Source organism: Chryseobacterium sp. MFBS3-17, from assembly GCF_020687745.1.
Lineage (GTDB): Bacteria > Bacteroidota > Bacteroidia > Flavobacteriales > Weeksellaceae > Marnyiella.
The window spans coordinates 98,947-117,790 of sequence record NZ_JAJEWK010000010.1 but is presented as its reverse complement, the minus strand read 5'-3'; the positions used below and the strand labels follow the sequence as shown (position 1 = coordinate 117,790).

Sequence of the window (18,844 nt, the reverse complement as noted above, 5' to 3'; positions counted from 1 at the left end):
CTTGATATTACCTACAAATATAAGATTTGAAAGCAAATTTTCACTTTTTTTAACAAAAATTATTCCCGAAAAGGTGTACATTTGAAACTTAAAAGAATTATAATGAGCAAACTAAAAGGGGTAGGTGTGGCATTAATCACACCTTTTAATGAAGATTTATCAGTAGATTTCAATTCGCTGTCCAGGCTGATTGAGTTTAATATTGACAATGGGATCAATTTTTTAGTGGTGCTGGGAACCACTGCAGAAGCAGCCACCCTCACAGCGGCGGAAAAACAGGAAGTGGTAGATCATGTGGTGAAGGTGAATAATGGAAGACTGCCACTCGTACTGGGAATCGGCGGAAATAATACGCTGGAAGTGAAGCAGCAGATTGAAACAACAGATCTTTCTGCCTTCGATGCCGTTCTCTCTGTTTCTCCGTATTATAACAAGCCTAATCAGGAGGGGCTTTATCAGCACTATAAAGCATTGGCCGCTACCGGTAGAAAAATTATCATTTATAACGTGCCGTCCCGTACCGGGCAGAATCTGGAAGCAGCAACCACGCTGAGGCTGGCTTCAGAATTTCCGAACTTATGCATTATAAAGGAGGCTGCACCCAATATTCTTCAATATTTTGACATTATCCGCAAGAAACCGGAAGGTTTTTCACTCTTGTCCGGTGATGATGAGTTCACGCTGCCGGTAACCCTGGCGGGTGGTGACGGCGTGATTTCTGTAATCGGGCAGGCTTATCCCAAAGAATTTTCATCTATGGTGCAACTCGCTATGCAGGGCAAGGTAAAGGAAGCGTATGAAATTCATAATAAGTTGGTAGAGATTACGAGGCTTATTTTTGTGGAAGGAAATCCATGCGGAATCAAAGCAGTACTGGCAGAAATGGGTATTGTGAAGAATTATCTGCGTTTGCCACTCATTCCGGCCTCAGCAGGTCTGCATGATAAAATTAAGGCAGAAATGAAAAACATTTAAGGCACAGATGGTTCTGATAAAAGCATCTGAAGCCGATATTCCCTTGTTGCAGAAAATTGCAGAAGAGTCCTGGCGTGCCAATTATGAGGGGATTCTGAGTACAGCACAAATGGATTATATGCTGGCGCAGATGTATGGTAATGCAGCACTTACAGCACATTTCAGTAATCCGGATTATGAATATTATATCATACAGCCGGAAGATGGTAAAAATGTGGGGTTGCTGGGTTTTGAGCATCATTACGAGCCGGGGACTACCAAGCTGCACCGCATTTATCTGCTGAAGGAATGCAAAGGCCGGGGTTTTGGAAAACAAACTATGGATTTTCTGAAGAAAGAAGTTGCCCAACTGGGAGATCAGAGAATTATCCTGAATGTCAATAAGGGGAATCCGGCCCTCGCGTTTTACCAATCCCAGGGATTTCAGGTATATGATGAAGGGGTGTTTGACATTGGCAGTGGGTTTGTTATGGATGATTATCTGATGGAGTTTCATATTTCTGCTGGAAATAAATAATCTCTACACTTACCGGATTTATTCAGAAATATTTGTTGGAATGCCTTTTTTTGGTTAATGAAATTTTAAACATAATAGTTTATGGATCTTTTCTGTATCTTTACTTCTTAAAACATTATCATTGTTCTTATGAAACTATATCTAAAATTTGATTTTAATACGCTGGGTAAGGCCATTCTGGATGATCTGCTGGGTGGCAGAAATATCCGCTACCGCATTGCCAGTTTCGGTGAGGTAGAATTTCTGGATGCGGTATCCAAAAAAGAAATGGAAGAAATTACGGCATCACTGGGTACATATGGTATAGAAATCATAGAAAATCAAAAATCGGCACTGGTGCAGAAGGTAAAAGACGTGATTTTTGACATGGTGTCTTCTGAAAAGGATGTCAATGTGAAAGCTTCGGTGTACCTGGCAGAACAACTGAATCACAGCTACGGATACCTCTCCAATCTTTTTTCTGAAGTGACCTATACGTCCATAGAAAATTATATTATCCTGCAAAAAATTGAACATGCCAAACAATTAATTGTCAATGATAAGCTCACCCTCACCGAAATTGCTTACCGCCTCAATTATTCCAGCGTGGCACACCTCAGTACCCAGTTTAAAAATACGACCGGCATTACCCCTTCACAATTTCAGAAAATTGTGGCCAAAAGAAGGGAAATCGCTAATATGAAATAAAAAACAAGAAGTTTATGACCAAAGAATATATGAATATCATACTGGCAGATGATGATGAAGATGACAGACTATTTTTTACAGATGCCTTTGATGAACTAAAAATCAGCACGAAAGTAAAAACCTATAACGATGGTGCGGCACTCATGGATTATCTGAACAGTGACGAGGCCATTTTGCCCGAAATCCTGTTTCTGGATTTGAATATGCCCAAGAAAAATGGTCTGGAGTGTCTGCATGAGATTAAAAACAATCCCAAACTGTCTGATATTGCTATAGCCATTTATTCTACCTCTTCCTCAGAAGAACATATAGAAGAAACTTTCGTAAACGGAGCCAATATTTACATTAAAAAGCCCAGTGATTTTACTACCCTGAAGAAAGTATTGTCAGATGTGGTCACCATCAACTGGCAGTACCAGACTTCCGGACTCAATAAGGATAATTTTCTCCTGCGGATTTAGTTCCCGGAAGATTCAGCTGATTTAACTGAAACAGGCTCTGCAGAATGAATACAATTTTCCGGGACAAAGCGTCATTCCTCATCAACGTCATTTTTATAGTAACGATGGCCATCATGTTTTTCCTGATGGCCATTACCTATAAACACCTGGAACGACAGACCGAAAATTCCGGCGAGGTGACAGTGTCTTACGAGGTATCCCTGAAACTGGAGAAACTCTACTCCAATCTGAAGGATATAGAAACCGAAAGACGGAATATCATTCTGAATGACATGGGCAATTCCCGCCCGCGGATTAAGGCCAAAATGGACGAAACCTCCTACCTGCTGGCAGAACTCAATAATTTGCTGCATGACCGCCCGGACCAGCTCGCTCATCTGGATGCACTGGAAATGATGGTGCATTATAAATACAATATTGTAAACAATAGCCTGGAAGCCAATTTTTCATTTGATGATGCCGATAGTATGAAGCATTCACTGCTGGCCGGCAGAAATGTAATGGACAGTATTCATGATAAAATGGATGAGATGCTGAGTGCGGAAAAGAAACTGCTGGATGAGCGCAAAGCACTTTATTTGTTCAGCCAGAAATCTACCCCCGTTTATATTTACATCATATCTCTGTTTTCGCTGGGGCTGTTCGTCTTTATTTTTTACCGCATAAACAAAGATGTGCGCATTCAGAAGAAAATCAATAATGATCTGAAAGTTGCACTGGATACAGCACAACTGGCCGAGAAAGTAGGAGTATACGGCATCTGGATGCTCGATCTGGAAACCAGACAGTATCATTTTTCTGATAACCAGTACCGGCTTCTCGGATTTGAGAAACCCGAACCGGAACTCGGCGAACAGGCGTTTTTTAAAAATGTGCATCCCGAAGATCTGGAGTTTGTGAAAGGGAAATTCCTGAAAATGATTCAGACCGGCAGTCTGGCTCCTTTCAGGTACCGGATTCTAAAGGAAGATCAAAGCATACGCTATTTCCATGTGGTGGGCAAAACTGTACATTCACCAGATGAAAACCTGAGGATTCTGGGCATTACCATGGATGTAACTTCCGAGATTGAGAATCAGATAAAACTGGAAGAAGTAAACACTCTGATTACCGACAAAAACCGGACGCTGAATCTGGCCAATAAAACATTTGAAGAAGCAGAAAAAATAGGCCTTTTCGGTACCCTGCAGTGGATTATGCATGAGGAGCGGTTTGTGTTTTCGGATAATCTGATTCGTCTGTTTGGCTTTGATCCGAACAACTTTGAGCACCATCCCACCTCATTTGAAAAAACGGTTCATCCGCAGGATTTACAGATCGTGCTGGACAAAATTACAGCCATCGCAGAGTTGCAGGATATTTCGCCATTTACGTTCCGTATTTTCAGAAATACAGACAATAAACTGCTCTATATAGATGTAAACTGCAAAATTATCCAGAGCAATAACGGGGAAGATTATTACCTTTTCATCCTTCAGGATGCTACAGATGAAGTCCTGGCAAAAACAGCCATTGAGGAGCAAAACCGGATTCTGGAAGCTAAAAATGCCGAACTGCAGGCCTTCAATTATTTTGCCAGCCACGATCTTCAAGAGCCGCTGCGTAAGATTCAGACCTTTATTTCCCGACTCGTAGACAAAGATTACGAGCATCTCTCTGATGCCGGAAAGCAGTATCTGGAGCGCATTCAGTTTTCATCCGGAAGGATGCGGAGCCTGATCAAAGATTTGTTGCAGTTTTCCCGCACCACCAGTGCCGAACAGGTTTTTGAGCAGGCAGACCTTAATCAGTTGCTGCTGAACGCGCTGGATGAGTTGCATGATCCCATAGAAGAGAAAAAAGCAATGATTCAGGCAGATTCCATGCCGGTCATGAATGTGATTCCGTTTCAGATTCAGCAGTTATTCATCAACCTCATAGGTAATTCTATCAAATATTCCCGGGAAGATATTCCGCCCAGAATCATTATTGAAGTGTCCACTGTACTTTCTGATGATGAACCGCTGCTGGCACCGCAAAAGGAACTTTGGTTTCACAAAATGGTATTTACCGATAACGGAATCGGCTTTGAGCAGCAATATACCGAGCGTATTTTTACCCTCTTCAGCCGCCTGCACGGCAAGCTGGAATATGAGGGAACAGGTATCGGCCTTGCCATCTGCAGAAAAGTGGTGGAGAACCACAGTGGATTTATTTTTGCCAAAGGTGTTCCCGGCCAGGGCGCTGTGTTCACCGTCTACCTGCCGGCCGGCTAATCGCTGCCTTCTGTAGCGGAATATTATAAGTTCACGACATAATTTTATAAGAACTTTAAGCCATAATTCCCTCATCTTTACCATCTGATCAGGATTTTATGTTTGCAGCGCTCAGATACTTTCTTGGCCATTTGTGTGCCGGGAATCATCTGAAAACTCTGTAAACATAAAATCTAATCTTATAACTAGAAAAAAGTACGAATACATGAAATTTGCATTGAACAAGATTCTAGAAATGAGAGACAATGTATTGTATATACTGGCTGCAGCGTTATTTTTTGGTTGGATGATTGGATTTATGATATTTAATATAGACGGATTTTTTCATTTGACCTTCCTCTTTGCTGTGCTGGTATTGCTGCTGAAACTGACCAAGGATTATACAAGATAACACCTGAATAAGCACTTAACCTTAAAACACCCTATCATGACAAAATTTAATTTTTTAACCAGAATGCAGGCCGCACTGTACATGTTTTTCTTGTCTGTAATGACCTACGCACAGGAGAGTAACCCTGATCTGAAAATCGATGTGGACGTAGACAAAGGAACCGATACCATGGGAGGCGACTGGATGTCTAATCCGCTGGTGTGGGTTATCGGAGCGCTGGTTCTTATTGTAATCATTGCCTTGCTTGCCCGCGGTGGGAACCGTAAATAAGACCAAATCACTTATTTATACGGGGGCTGCAGTCATTGCGGCCTCTTTTTTATGATATCTTGCTCCAGCGGTTCTTGCCTCTGTAGTTTTCCATATAGTATTTCTTCAGAATGCGGTGGTCTTCATGATTCAGAAAAGGATCTTTCTGCAGCAGGTTTTCGGCGGTGTCTTTAGTGGCGCGTATCAGTTTTCCGTCCTGTACCAGATCCAGCCTTTTAAAATCCAGCAAGCCGCTTTGCTGAGTGCCCAGAATATCTCCGGGTCCGCGCAGTTGCATATCTACTTCAGAAATTTTAAAACCGTCGTTGGTTTCGGTCATGGTTTTAATCCGGGTGCGGCTGTCTGCAGAGAGCTTGTCCGAGGTCAGCAGGATGCAGTAGCTTTGTTCAGCACCTCTGCCCACCCGTCCTCGCAACTGGTGCAGCTGTGACAAGCCGAAACGTTCGGCACTTTCTATAATCATCACCGAGGCATTCGGCACATTCACCCCAACTTCTATCACGGTGGTGGCCACCATCACATGGGCTTTTCCCGATGCAAAATACTGCATGGCTTCATCTTTTTCTGCCGGTTTCATCTTGCCGTGCAGCATGGTGACATTATATCCTTCAAAAAAATCTGCAATATGAGCGTAATTTTCGGTTAAATTTTTATAATCCAGGGTTTCAGATTCTTCAATGAGCGGATACACGAAATACACCTGGCGGCCTTTGTCTATTTCTTCTTTGGCAAACCGGAATACCGTGAGGCGGTCTTTCTCCCGGCGGTGAGCTGTGATGATGGGTTTTCTGCCTAAGGGCATCTCGTCTATTACGGAAACATCCAGATCACTGTAAAAACTCATGGCCAGCGTGCGGGGTATAGGCGTGGCGGTCATAATCAGAATATGCGGCGGAATTCTGTTTTTTGCCCATAATCTGGCGCGCTGTGCTACACCAAACCGGTGTTGCTCATCTATGATGGCCAGTCCCAGATTTTTAAACTGAACCACATCCTCCAGCACTGCGTGGGTGCCTACCAGAATGCTGAGTTCACCGTTCTGAAGCTGTTCATGGATTATCTTTCTTTCTGCCGTTTTGGTGGAACCGGTGAGCAGTTTTACCTGAACAGGGGTGTTTTTTAGTAAATCCTGTATGGAATTGAAATGTTGCTGGGCCAGTATTTCCGTAGGCGCCATCATACAACTCTGAAAACCATTGTCGATGGCAATCAGCATGGCCAAAAGGGCTACCATGGTTTTGCCGGAACCTACATCTCCCTGCAGCAACCGGTTCATCTGTACAGGCCGGCGCATGTCTGTACGGATTTCTTTGATGACTCTCTTCTGGGCGCCGGTCAGTTCAAAAGGCAGGTGATGCTGATAAAAATCTGTGAAAAAATCGCCTACAATTTCGAAGGGATGTCCCACAGCATGGGTGTGGTGATGCTGTTTCTTCAGTGCATGAGCCAGCTGAAAGTAAAACGCCTCCTCATATTTTATCCGCCGGTCTGCCATTTCATAATGGGCCACATCTGCCGGGAAATGGATGTTGAGGTAAGCCTGTTGTCGGGAGATAAGCCGTTCCTGATCCATGAGATAAGCCGGAAGGTTTTCTGCAATCAGTTGCGGTATCTGTGCGCATATGGCTCTCAGTATTTTCTGGAAAAATTTCTGGTTCAGACCGCGTTTGGACAGCTTTTCTGAACCGGGATATACCGGAATAAGTCTTGCGGAGCGGTCTTTATGTTCTTCCAGCTCAATCTCCGGATGCGTCATGGAAAACTGCCGGTTAAACAACGTAACTTTCCCGAAAATATATACTTTCTGATTGAGTGGAATCTGTTCTTTCAGCCACTTGCTGTACTTAAACCAGACCAGATCCATGGTGCCGGTTTCATCCTGGAATTTTGCAGAAAGCCTTTTGGCACGGCCTTCACCAATTTCTTTGAGGTCAATGATGCTTCCCAGCAATTGAACATCCGGCAGGTCTTCCTTCAGGTTGCTGATTTTGTAAATTTTACTTTTGTCCAGATACCGGATGGGGAAGAAGTTCAGAAAATCTTCCACAGTGCTGCTGTCCAAAACATTCTTGATGAGTTTTGAACGCTCGGGGCCTATGCCCTTCAGGAATTCTATGGGGGTGTCCAGATCCACGGTAAATAGTTTCTTCGGATAAAAATCCGCAAAAAAGGTTCAGCGAATTTCGGGAAAAATAAAAAGACTTCCAAGTGCCGGAAGTCTTCTGGTAGGTAGAATTTTAATCTTTAATTTTTGATTTGAATTTTTTCTGATAGTTTTCCCAATCCTCTCGGGTTTTTACTTTTTTGTGCTGGTCGCCTTCAAAAAAATAGAGGTAAGGCTCCAGTTCCGGGGCAGTAAGCGCTCCCTGCAGTATGGTAATGGGATTGCTTTGCTCATCCAGAAATACAATGCTGGGTACTGCTACTACATTCAGGTACTGGGTAAACTGATGCATGGCATTGCGCTTTCTTTTATTGGCAAAATCCGGATTCCTGAATGTTCTACCGTAGATTTCCACGGTGCTGTTTCCTTCTGCATCAAATTTTACAGGATAATACTTTTCATTCAGAAATGGGGCTATTTCCGGGTGATTGTAGGTTTTTTTCTCCATCACTTTACACGGACCGCACCAGTCTGCATAAAAATCAATCAATATTTTTTTTGGATTTTGTTTCTGTAACCGTAACGCTTCCTCCAGCGTGTACCATTTTACCTGCGCAAAACCGGCAGTACACAACAGTACGGAGAGGAATAGAAGAATCTTTTTCATAAAAAGTTGGATAATGAATGGGTTGCGAAGTTAAACATATTATCTTACTTCCTGCATCAGTTTCTTTAGAAGAGGGGAAATGATGATGAGAATAATCCCGGCTACGATGGCATATACCGACAGTTGTTTGTAGCCTTCGGCATAGGTAATGAGTGCGTCCAGATTAGAGGTGCCCGATTTGGCAGTAGCCATATTGGCACCAATAATTCCCGCTACGTATTGTCCGTACGCTGACGCCAGGAACCACAGTCCCATCATCATTCCCTGCAGATTTTTGGTAGAGAGTTTGGTCATAATAGACAATCCGATGGGCGAGAGACACAGCTCTCCGAAGGTAATGATGAGCAATGCAATGGTGAAAAAGCGCAATGAAGTGACCCCGTCTGGCCCTGCGAAAAATTTAGTCGCAAACAAGGTATAAAAGCCCAGACCCAGAAAAATAAAGCCCAGACCAAATTTTATGATGGTATTGGGTTCCATTTTCCGCTTGCTCAGCCAGATCCACAACAGTCCCAGTAGCGGAGCCAGGAAGATGATAAAGAAAGCGCCTCCCGAGTTATTGACGCCGTTCGGATCCAGACCCAATAAGTCATTATTGAGATTCTTAGCGGCAAAAATACTCAGTGAACCTCCGCTTTGCTCATAAATCCCCCAGAACAGAATGGAAAACAGGATGAAAATCAATGCTGCCCACAATTTTTTTCTTTCTGCAGCCGTAACTCTGGACATTTCATAAAAGAGATAAATCAGGGTGAGGGGACCTATGGTGTACATAAAATAGTCTGTGTATTCTGTTTTTGCCACCATTATCATGATCACCGGGATAAAAAGCAATGACAAGAAGTACACGCCGTATTCTTTCCATTTCGTAATGGCTGCAGTCTGCACCTCGGCCAGCGGATGTCCCGGTTGAAGCCCTATGGTTCCCAGACTTTTCTGGGTGAGCACAAAATTGATGAGACTGATGCACATCACCACTGCAGCCAGCCCGAAAGCGATATTCCAGCGCAATTCTTCCGGAATAACGCCGGCCAGCAGTTCCCCTTTTCCGATGGCAATACACAGGTAGCCTCCCAACAGGGCACCCAGGTTAATGCCGGCGTAAAAAAGCGAAAATCCTGCATCTGCACGGGAATCATTAGGTTTGTACAGTTGTCCTACCATAGAGGAAATATTTGGTTTGAAGAACCCGGTTCCCACTACCGTAAAGGCGATGCCCAGAAAGAAAAATTTGTGTGGATCGGTAGCCAGAATCAAACTCCCGGCAATCATCAGCAAACCTCCCCAGAACAGTGATTTGCGGAATCCCAGGATTTTGTCTGCGAATAAACCGCCTACAAAGGTGAAGGCATATACAAATGCCTGCGTGGCACCGTACTGCAGATTGGCTTGTTCTTCCTGCAGGTTCAGCTGTGAAATCATGAAGAACACCAGCATACCGCGCATGCCATAGAAACAGAAACGTTCCCACATTTCGGAGAAAAAGAGGGACCAGATTTGTTTTGGGTATTTACCTTTGAAATTCTGGATTTGTTCTAAGGTCTGAGTCATTTTTTTTATTTTAGAAGAACGAAAGTACAAAAAAAACCACCGCAGAACGATGGTTTTTAACTATTTCATTTTTTAAGAAATGTTAATGAATTCCTTTCATGAATTTATTGAGCAGCGGAGAAAGTGCCAGCAGGCAAACCCCTGAAGCCAACATCAGATAGGTGATAAAGGGATACAGATCGAAGTTATACGTAGTCAGAATCTGCTCCAGCGTGGCCGCCAGGTAATTACCCAATGCGAAACTCGCCATCCACACGCCCATCATAATGGAAGTGATTTTTCCCGGAGACAGTTTGGTCACCATTGACAATCCAATCGGTGAAAGCATCAGTTCGCCCACCGTCAATAATACATACACGACTACCAGCCACATGGGGCTTACCAGCGCTCCGGTGTCTGCACTGTTTTGTGCCTGGGTCATAATGAAGAATGCGATCGCACCAATGAACATGGCCATTGCAAATTTTACCGGTGTTCTTGGGTTCATTCTTTTGGCCGCCAGTTTAATCCACAGCAGAGAGAACAGAGGTGCCAAAGTAACAATGGCAATCGGATTGATATTCTGGAACCAGGTGGTCGGAACCTCAAATCCGCCCACTACACGGTTGGTATTTTCCTGTGCAAAAAGGTTAAAAGTACCACCAGCCTGCTCGAAACCGGCCCAGAAAACGATATTAAAGAACGCCAGAATCAGGATTACAAATACGCGCGTCCACTCGGTAGAGCCATTGGTTCCTTTGAAGATGGAAAGTCCTATGAACAAAGCACCGGCAATTCCCAGTACCCAGATCATAATGGTATGAATGAGGTCTGAAGTATTGTTCCAGATGAACATCACCAAAAACACAAATGCTACATTGGCAATGGTGTACAGGAAAACATCCCGCCAGTCTTTCGGTAATAATTTTGTAATTCCTTTTTCGGTGTATCCCGGTGGCAACCCTTTATCTTCCAGTGTTTCTCTTCGCCCGTAGAACCAGAGTACACCGATCAGCATACCGATACCTGCTGCCAGATAACCGTAAGGCCAGCCTACTTTTTCACCTAAAGTTCCGGCTACAAACGGGGAGAGGAATGCTCCAATATTGATTCCCATGTAAAAAATGGTAAAAGCGCCATCTTTTCTGGGGTCATCATTATCATACAGGTCTCCTACAATGGTGGAAATATTGGGTTTAAAGAATCCATTACCCAAAATCAGAACGCCTAATCCCAGATAAAAGAAATTCTTTCTGGATTCCAGATCGCCCAGCAAATCTACAGAAGCACTTGCTGCCAGCATAAACTGACCGATGGCCATGACCAGTCCACCGATAAGGATGGATTTTCGTTGTCCCAGAATTTTATCGGCAAACCATCCACCCAGAATTGGAGTCAGATATACCAGTGCGGTAAACACTCCGTACACGGAAAGAGATTCTGCACGGTCCAGTCCGAAACCGCCGGTAGCTAATTCTGCCGTAAGAAAAATGGTTAATAATGCCCGCATTCCGTAGTAAGAGAAGCGCTCCCACATTTCTGTGAAAAACAGGGAATAAAGTCCCTTAGGATGCCCTTGTGTAGGCTTTGCTGTATCCATATTGTTTAATGTTAATTATTGTTAAGACCCACAAATATACTTTTTTTTGGCTATCGGGCAAGTTTAAGCATTAAAAAAATCGCAGCGCCGGGCTGCGATTTTGAATCGTAAATATCTGGAAAAATTAGTTCACGCCTTTTTCTTTCATCACTTTATTGAGTTGTTTCAATATGGATAACCCTATGAGTGTCGCCACCAGAAGCAAGCCGAAGTTTACCCAGAAGAAATTGGCTTTATCATCATAACTGTACCACATACTGGCCAGTACGCCCGACAGTTTATTCCCGATGGAAGTAGAAAGGAAAAATCCGCCCATCATGAGCGCGGTAATTCTTGGCGGTGACAGTTTGGAAACCAGTGACAGTCCCATCGGCGAAAGACAAAGTTCTCCTACGGTAATGACCCCGTAGGCTGCAATCAGCCACCAGGAGGATACTTTTTCCAGGCCGTTTCCGCCGGCCGCAACGGCGCCTACCATTACCAGACAGGACAGGGCAGAAATAAATAAGCCGATGACAATTTTGGAAGGGGTGGACGGCTCTTTACCGCGTCTTCTCAGGAACATGAAGATCCCCACCACCACCGGGGTGAGCACAATGACCCAAAACGGATTGACCGACTGGAACAATTCTGTGTTAAACAGATAAACACTCTTGTCCGGAGATGTTTCCAGTGTAGTGCGCTGTTCCTCGCTGATATTCCGGAAATAAATATCCTTCCCTGTTTCACGTACCGGATCACCGGCCTCGGTCTTCAGCGCCACAAACTGGTTATCGTAAGTAGGGACTTCCTGGTCGGTGTATTCTTTGGTTTCTACCAGTGAGAATGCCTTCAGTGGTTCTTCCAGAAATGCCGGTGCGGTACGGTCTGTATAGTTTTCTGCCCAATTGGTGAGTGCGGTTCCGTTTTGTTTGAAGATGGCCCAGAACATCAGACATACCGCGAAGATTGCCAACAATGCTCCGATTGGTCTTTTATCTTCACTGTTTGCTTTGAAATACAGGCTGACATAGAAATAGACCACCGGAATACACGCAAAGAGGAAAGCATCATCAGTTTGTTTTCCGAAGATGGTATCGCCCAGAATCATTCCCGGCAGGAACCATCCGATGAGTCCGGCAATGATGGCGGGGAGAAATACTTGCAGCAAAACCGTGGAAAGTTTGGTGTCACCTTCCTGTACCGGTTTCATGACATTGGCCGCACGCAGATGCTTCATCCCGATGGTGAATACCACCAAACCTATCAGCATTCCTACACCGGCTGTGATAAATGCAGGTCCCCAGCCGTATTCGTTGCGCATATATGCCGCCACGAAATTACAGATCAGTGCCCCGATGTTGATTCCCATATAGAAAATATTGTAGCCGGCGTCTTTATTGGCTTTATACGGTTCCTCGCTGTAGAGGTTTCCGAGTAAAGTGGAAATGCTGGGCTTAAAGAAACCATTACCCAGAATGACCAGTCCTAATGACAGGTAAAACAAGGGCAGCTGCTGAAAAAGTCCGACACCAATGTAGCCTGCGGCCATTAAAACGCCACCTATATAAATGGCTTTTACATATCCCAAAACCCGGTCTGCCAGAAAACCGCCCAGAAAAGGGGTGAGGTAGGTAAGTGCGATAAAGGTTCCGAAGATGTCATAGGCGTCTTTGGGTAAAAAATTCATACCGCCGGTATCTGTAGGGTCAATCATGTACAGCACGAAGATTCCTAAAATCAGATAATAACCGAATCGCTCCCACATTTCCGTGAAAAACAGAAAGGGCAGCCCTTTTGGGTGTTTGTTGTTGCTTGTAGCCATAGTATTTGTTTGTTTTTTATAAATTCTCAAGTAAGAAATCAGTCATATACTGATACAGTTGCGGTCTGGTGTTGCCGCCGTAAATGCCATGGTTCTTATCCGGATAGGTCATGAACTGGAACTGTTTTTTGTTTTGAATGAGTGCTTCGGCAAACTCTATCACGTTCTGATAATGAACATTGTCATCTGCAGATCCATGAATCATCAGAAATTTGCCTTTCAGCAGTTTGGCGTGCGTAGTAGGGGAATTGTCATCGTAACCGGAGGGGTTTTCCTGCGGAGTACGCATAAACCGCTCTGTGTACACCGTGTCATAATAGCGCCAGTTGGTTACAGGAGCTACTGCAATTCCTGTTTTGAAAACATCTGCACCTTTTGTAAGTGCCAGACTGGCCATATATCCGCCGAAACTCCATCCGAAAATTCCGATTCTTGAGGCATCTATATAGCTTTGATTACCGAACCATTTTGCTGCTGCAATCTGGTCTTCTATTTCATATTTTCCCAGTTGCATATAGGTGACTTTTTTGAATGCGGTGCCTTTATAACCAGTTCCGCGTCCGTCTACACAAGCCACAATATAGCCTTGCTGAACCAGATGATTAAACCATAATCCGTTTCCGGCATCCCACGAATTGGATACCTGCTGAGAGCCCGGCCCAGAATACTGGTACATAAACAGAGGGTATTTTTTGTTTGGGTCAAAGTCTTTTGGCTTCATAATCCAGGCATTCATCTGGTCGCCTGCTTCATTCGGGATGGTAAAAAATTCTTTGACCACCATCTGATCTGCCTGCAGTTTCTGCAGTTGTTCATTGTTATTCTGCAATTCCTTCACTGTTTTTCCGTTGCCGTCTTTCAGTACATACGTAAAAGGTCTGGCGGCAGTAGAGGAGGTTTCTATGAAATATTCGTAGTTCTTGCTGAAGTTGGCTCGGTTATTCCCTTCGGCGCCGGAAAGCAGGGCAGATTTACTGTTGCGGATGTTCACCTTGGACACCACTTTATTAATGCTTCCTTTTTCTGTAGTCTGGATCAGCACTTCTTTGGTTTTGGGATTGTAACCGTAGTAATCGGTCACTTCCCAGTTGCCTTTTGTAATTTGTCTTTTCAGTTTTCCGGAGGCATCATACCAGTACAGATGGCGGTGCCCGTCTCTTTCTGAGGCCCAGATGAATGAGTTGTCCTCAAGGAATTCCATGGTCACATTGTCGGTATCAATCCATTTTTCGTCGGTTTCGGTGAAGAGTCTGGTCACGGTACCGGTGCGGGTATTGACCTTCAGCACATCAGATGCATTCTGAATTCTTTCGGAAGTAATGAGAATGATTTCATCATTTTTCGCCGTCTGAATGACATTAGGGATATAATAATGCTTAAATGAGGACAAGTCTATAGCGCCTACCTTGCCGGTGTCCAGGCGGTACAGATGTGCCGATACCACCGAGTTTTTCTCTCCGGCCTTCGGGTATTTGAAACGCATTTCAGAAGGATAAAGTTGGTTGGCATATACAGGAATATACATTTCCGGCACGTCGCTTTCATCTGATTTTACAAATACAATCGCATCAGAATTACGGGTCCATTCATACTGTCTGGCATGGCCGAATTCCTCTTCGTACACCCAGTCTGCCAGGCCGTTCAGAATATTGTTTTTCTTGCCGTCTGTGGTAATCCGGGTGATGGTTCCTGAATTTAAATCCTGATAATAAAGGTCATTCTCTGCTATAAACGCTACTTTACTGCCGTCCGGGGAGAAGGCGGGTTCCTGGACATAATTGCCGTCATTGAGTGACATGGTGTGACCTGATTTTAAGTCTTTTACCTCAAATTTGCCCAGAAACGAATGTCTGTAAACCGGTTCACTTTCTTTTTGCAAAAGGATTTTGGATTCGTCATTGCTCAACTGGTAAGATTCGAAACTGCCTTCTGCAATATGGCCTTCTTTCTGTGAGGTTTTATAAGAATACCGGGCAATTCCGCCGGCTTCTATTACCGCGTAGCTTTCACCGTTTTTCAGGGACGCAATTCCGGCTATGCCCTTGGCACGGTAATATCCGGAGTAAATTTTGTTCAGTGTTATTTCCTGCGCAAACAGGTATCCGGCACCGAGAACAGCAAGGGATAAAAAGAATTTTTTCATGCTTTTTTGATCAGTTTCCAAAGATAGTAATTTTATTAAATTAGCATGAATCCCCGCCGGTAAATAGACAATGGCAAACTAATTGTTGATTTTATCCTGCACTAACTCTTAAATATTAAACTATGGAATCTTACAAATCAGAAAAACTGAAATCCTACGATGTAGATCACAAAAAGTTATTGGTAGGCTTTGCCAAATATAGTGATGCTGAACAGTATGTCGCCGAAAATGGCGGTTTGCTGGTAGAAGTGGGTTTTTTAGATGGCAATGATAATCCGGTGCTCACCAATGCCGGTGGATTGATGGATAAAAAACTTCATTATCTGGCAGATGCTGGTCCGGAATACAAGTTCATCCATTCCGGGGATCCTGCTTTTAAACAATATGCAGATGAACTGCAAAAAATCAAGCATGATATGCTGAAGTACAGTCCTGAGGAAAAGTACATTACAGATGCTGAGTTCGAAACTGCAGAAGATCCGATTATTGTGTTGAAAAATAATCATTTTGAATCCGTTACTTCCCGCGAACGAAGTAAATACCTGAAACAGACGAAAGTCTATGAAATTGGTGTGCTGAAATAAAAGAGCACAGAAGCCAAACAGAACGGGCGATGAAATCATCATCGCCCGTTTTTTTTGTGAAGTCTTCAATGGATTCAGACTTCGTAATTGTAGATTTTTGTATAATACTCGTCTGCCATACGGTCACTGTTGAACTGCGTTTGTACATCGGTCATCGCATTTTGCTGCACGCTGCGCCATTCAGCCGGACGGTCATAATACATCGGCAGAATTTCGTTCTCCAGAATCTCATATAATGTGTTCAAATCGTAATTGTCCTGCTCATATACGCTCATATTGGCATAATCCGCTTTTGGAACCACAAATGAATTTTCTCCGTGTCTGGCAAACTCGGGAATCCAGCCGTCGTCTGTAGAAAGATTTACGGAGCCATTCATAGCGGCGGTCATTCCGGAAGTTCCGGAGGCTTCCCGGGGCACCCTTGGGTTATTCAGCCACAAGTCCGATCCCTGCTTCAGTAATTTGCTCAGAGCCAGTTCATAACCGGTAAGTACGGCCATATTTTTGAAATATTTACTTTCTTCTACCAGCGAGTTAAAGGTGGCAATAGCAGAATAGTCCATCGGGTAGGGTTTTCCGGCCCAGATAATCTGCACAGGATATTTCGGATTGTTCAGCAGTCTTTCAAATCTTTCCTTGTCGTGCAATAATAAATCAGCACGTTTGTACCCCGCAAATCTTCTGGCCCATACGATGGTGAAAACATCCGGACTGAATAAATCACCGGCCTGATCTGCCACGGTTTCAAATAATTTTGCCTTCAGCGATTTTTTGCGGGCATCAAAAGTGAGGCTGTCTTCATGATCCCGCGCCTCATAGAGCGGTGTATCTGACCAGTATTTAAATTCCTGCGCATTGGTGATGGAAGTAATGCTGCATATCCCGTCATATTTTTCCCACATGGCACGCGATACATGGCCGTGCAGCTGTGAAACGCCGTTGGCAATTTTAGCCATCTTCAGCGCACAAAGAGAGTGATTGAACAATGCCGGTTCGGGTCCGTTTTCAATTCGTTTGATTTCTTCCGGTTCCAATCCGGAGAAATAGGACATTTCGTGACACAGGTCCAGACGGTGTTTTTCATTTCCCGCCTCTTCCGGTGTATGGGTGGTAAATACCAGTTTTTCTTTAAGCTTTTGCAGATCACCACCGTATTTTTTCAGGAGGTAGAACGCTGCGGGCAGTGCGTGGGCTTCATTCAGGTGGTAAATGTCTCGCTCCAGGTTCATAAGATCCAGCAATTTGGCACCGCCTTTACCCAAAAGGATATACTGCGCCAGTTTAGTCGCCTCATTCGCATCATATAATTTGTGGCAAATGGTTTTGGAAAGATGGTCGTTTTCCGGAACATCTGTAGACAACAGAAACACAGGCGCAGTCCCGAAGGTTTCCGGATCCAGGTAGTAGACCTTCACCCAAACCGGAGCGGCATGTATCTCAATCTGAAACCGGATGCCCGTATCCTGCAGGTACGAGTATATTTTCCGTATCCAGGTGGGCTGCAGCGTCTGATCATGATTCCTGGCCTGGTCATAATAACCGAATTTCCACAAAATCCCGATGCCTACCAAATCCTGCTTCAGATTGTAGGCACTGCGCATGTGTGAGCCGGCCAGAAAACCCAGCCCGCCGGAGTATATTTTTAAAGCCTGGTCTATGGCAAATTCCATAGAAAAATAAGCCGTTCTGGTGCGGTATTCAGGGTTGATGCTATACGGTATGGTGTAATTTTTAAAATCCATTTAATTTTTCTCCAATTTAGTGATTTGCAAAGGTAAAAATTTTAAATGCGCAGGTTGATTCTGTGTATTAAATTTTACGCTTTTCTAATGCGCTGCATAAGAATCATAACAAAATACAGTGCTTACGGGATTTTGTGCATTAGGTTGATTTTCAGTGTGAACAGTATCTTAATTTTTCCGGAAAATGGCTTCCGGTAAGGAAAAAATGTGTACATTTAGCTCATAAAATATTGATTTCAAAAACATTAGGTCATGAAAAAAGTATTTTCGGAGGAAGATTTAGGCAAGAATCTCTCATTGTATTACCTGAACCAGCATCTTAAAAAGAAGCCGATAGAGCGTTATCACCGGGAAATAGACGGCAGCGGACTGCACCACCGGGAGAAGTACCGCAAAAAGGCTGAAATTCTGCTTCTTAACTCTTTTCTGCACCATTTCCCTGAAGTGATCTTTAAAAACCTGACCTGTGAAAGTCCAGACTTTATTGCAAAAATAGATGGCAAGACCATCGGAATCGAACTTACCGAAGTCATTAATCATCTGGAAGTAAAGAAAATTGAAAGCCAGCTGAATAAAATTTTCAGGCAGGCTGAAAGGATTCTGGAAGAAGAAAATACGGCAAAATATCGCGGGGTTTATTTTTTGGAATTTAGGAATCTGGCCAAAATCGATTTACTGACCAATCAGGAAGAGGTAATTCAGAACATCCGGAACTGCATCAGGAAGCAGAAAGCATCCGGATTCATCAGGAAAATCCGCAAATCTGGCCATCGCAGAAATGTATTCATTACACACGATTTTAATCTAGGCCTGTTTGATGCGCTGAACGCCGGAAAAATCATTGATCTTATCCACAAAAAAAATGAAAAATTTCCGTACTACGATTCAGATGTAGATGAATGCTGGCTGGTCATTGTTTCAGATATGAATTCACTGGCCTCCCGCTACACTTTCATTCAGGATCCCGAGCGTTTACATAAGGTGCGTTCGCCGTTTCATAAAATTCTCCATCTGGAAAATCTGTGTGGCAATATGACCCATATTAAATAACCATCCCGGTATTTCATCCTGCGTCATTTGCTGCCGGTTTTGTATCTTTGAGAGATAAACGGCA

At 43.8% G+C, this 18,844-nt stretch carries 16 protein-coding genes; 9 read left to right on the top strand and 7 right to left on the bottom strand.

What is annotated here, in order from left to right; all coding sequences use genetic code 11:
* The first annotated feature begins 102 nt into the window (after positions 1–102).
* From dapA to LKO26_RS08265, 7 genes are all read left to right on the top strand, one after another.
* Positions 103–975 carry a 4-hydroxy-tetrahydrodipicolinate synthase gene (gene dapA / locus LKO26_RS08295; protein WP_227587390.1) on the top strand — a complete coding sequence of 291 codons (873 nt, stop codon included), beginning with the start codon at positions 103–105 and terminating at the stop codon, positions 973–975.
* A gap of 7 nt (positions 976–982) precedes the next feature.
* Positions 983–1,492 (top strand): GNAT family N-acetyltransferase, encoded by a 510-nt coding sequence (locus LKO26_RS08290; RefSeq protein ID WP_227587389.1) that lies wholly within the window; start codon positions 983–985, stop codon positions 1,490–1,492.
* Between the two features lie 129 nt (positions 1,493–1,621).
* Positions 1,622–2,179, top strand: coding sequence for a helix-turn-helix domain-containing protein (locus tag LKO26_RS08285; RefSeq protein WP_227587388.1), 558 nt, complete (start codon positions 1,622–1,624; stop codon positions 2,177–2,179).
* A 14-nt stretch (positions 2,180–2,193) separates the two neighbouring features.
* On the top strand, positions 2,194–2,640 hold the full coding sequence (locus LKO26_RS08280) for a response regulator (protein WP_227587387.1): 447 nt from the start codon (positions 2,194–2,196) through the stop codon (positions 2,638–2,640).
* Between the two features lie 44 nt (positions 2,641–2,684).
* Positions 2,685–4,895: an ATP-binding protein gene (locus LKO26_RS08275; RefSeq protein WP_227587386.1), complete on the top strand. Its 2,211-nt coding sequence runs from the start codon at positions 2,685–2,687 to the stop codon at positions 4,893–4,895.
* 205 nt (positions 4,896–5,100) lie between these two features.
* Positions 5,101–5,286, top strand: coding sequence for a DUF5670 family protein (locus tag LKO26_RS08270; RefSeq protein WP_227587385.1), 186 nt, complete (start codon positions 5,101–5,103; stop codon positions 5,284–5,286).
* Positions 5,287–5,322: 36 nt separating this feature from the next.
* Positions 5,323–5,556, top strand: a complete 234-nt coding sequence (locus LKO26_RS08265) for a hypothetical protein (RefSeq protein ID WP_227587384.1) — start codon at positions 5,323–5,325, stop codon at positions 5,554–5,556.
* Between the two features lie 49 nt (positions 5,557–5,605).
* Here LKO26_RS08265 and recG read toward each other — a convergent pair whose 3' ends face one another.
* The 6 genes from recG to LKO26_RS08235 all read right to left on the bottom strand — a co-directional run bounded on the left by recG (position 5,606) and on the right by LKO26_RS08235 (position 15,404).
* Positions 5,606–7,690: an ATP-dependent DNA helicase RecG gene (recG, locus tag LKO26_RS08260; RefSeq protein ID WP_227587383.1), complete on the bottom strand. Its 2,085-nt coding sequence runs from the start codon at positions 7,688–7,690 to the stop codon at positions 5,606–5,608.
* Between the two features lie 103 nt (positions 7,691–7,793).
* Positions 7,794–8,327: a thioredoxin family protein gene (locus tag LKO26_RS08255; protein ID WP_227587382.1), complete on the bottom strand. Its 534-nt coding sequence runs from the start codon at positions 8,325–8,327 to the stop codon at positions 7,794–7,796.
* A 39-nt stretch (positions 8,328–8,366) separates the two neighbouring features.
* Positions 8,367–9,878, bottom strand: coding sequence for a peptide MFS transporter (locus LKO26_RS08250; protein ID WP_227587381.1), 1,512 nt, complete (start codon positions 9,876–9,878; stop codon positions 8,367–8,369).
* A gap of 82 nt (positions 9,879–9,960) precedes the next feature.
* Positions 9,961–11,457: a peptide MFS transporter gene (locus LKO26_RS08245; protein ID WP_227587380.1), complete on the bottom strand. Its 1,497-nt coding sequence runs from the start codon at positions 11,455–11,457 to the stop codon at positions 9,961–9,963.
* Positions 11,458–11,581: 124 nt separating this feature from the next.
* Positions 11,582–13,261, bottom strand: a complete 1,680-nt coding sequence (locus tag LKO26_RS08240) for a peptide MFS transporter (protein ID WP_227587379.1) — start codon at positions 13,259–13,261, stop codon at positions 11,582–11,584.
* 16 nt (positions 13,262–13,277) lie between these two features.
* Positions 13,278–15,404, bottom strand: a complete 2,127-nt coding sequence (locus tag LKO26_RS08235; protein WP_227587378.1) for a S9 family peptidase — start codon at positions 15,402–15,404, stop codon at positions 13,278–13,280.
* Positions 15,405–15,526: 122 nt separating this feature from the next.
* Between LKO26_RS08235 and LKO26_RS08230 the strand changes: the two genes are divergently transcribed.
* Positions 15,527–15,988 (top strand): hypothetical protein, encoded by a 462-nt coding sequence (locus LKO26_RS08230; protein ID WP_227587377.1) that lies wholly within the window; start codon positions 15,527–15,529, stop codon positions 15,986–15,988.
* Between the two features lie 74 nt (positions 15,989–16,062).
* On the opposite strand, the gene glgP is transcribed toward LKO26_RS08230, so the two are convergent.
* Positions 16,063–17,730 (bottom strand): alpha-glucan family phosphorylase, encoded by a 1,668-nt coding sequence (gene glgP, locus LKO26_RS08225; RefSeq protein WP_227587376.1) that lies wholly within the window; start codon positions 17,728–17,730, stop codon positions 16,063–16,065.
* 252 nt (positions 17,731–17,982) lie between these two features.
* Between glgP and LKO26_RS08220 the strand changes: the two genes are divergently transcribed.
* Entirely contained in the window at positions 17,983–18,780 is a 798-nt protein-coding gene (locus tag LKO26_RS08220) for a hypothetical protein (protein ID WP_227587375.1), read from the top strand.
* Positions 18,781–18,844 lie beyond the last annotated feature (64 nt).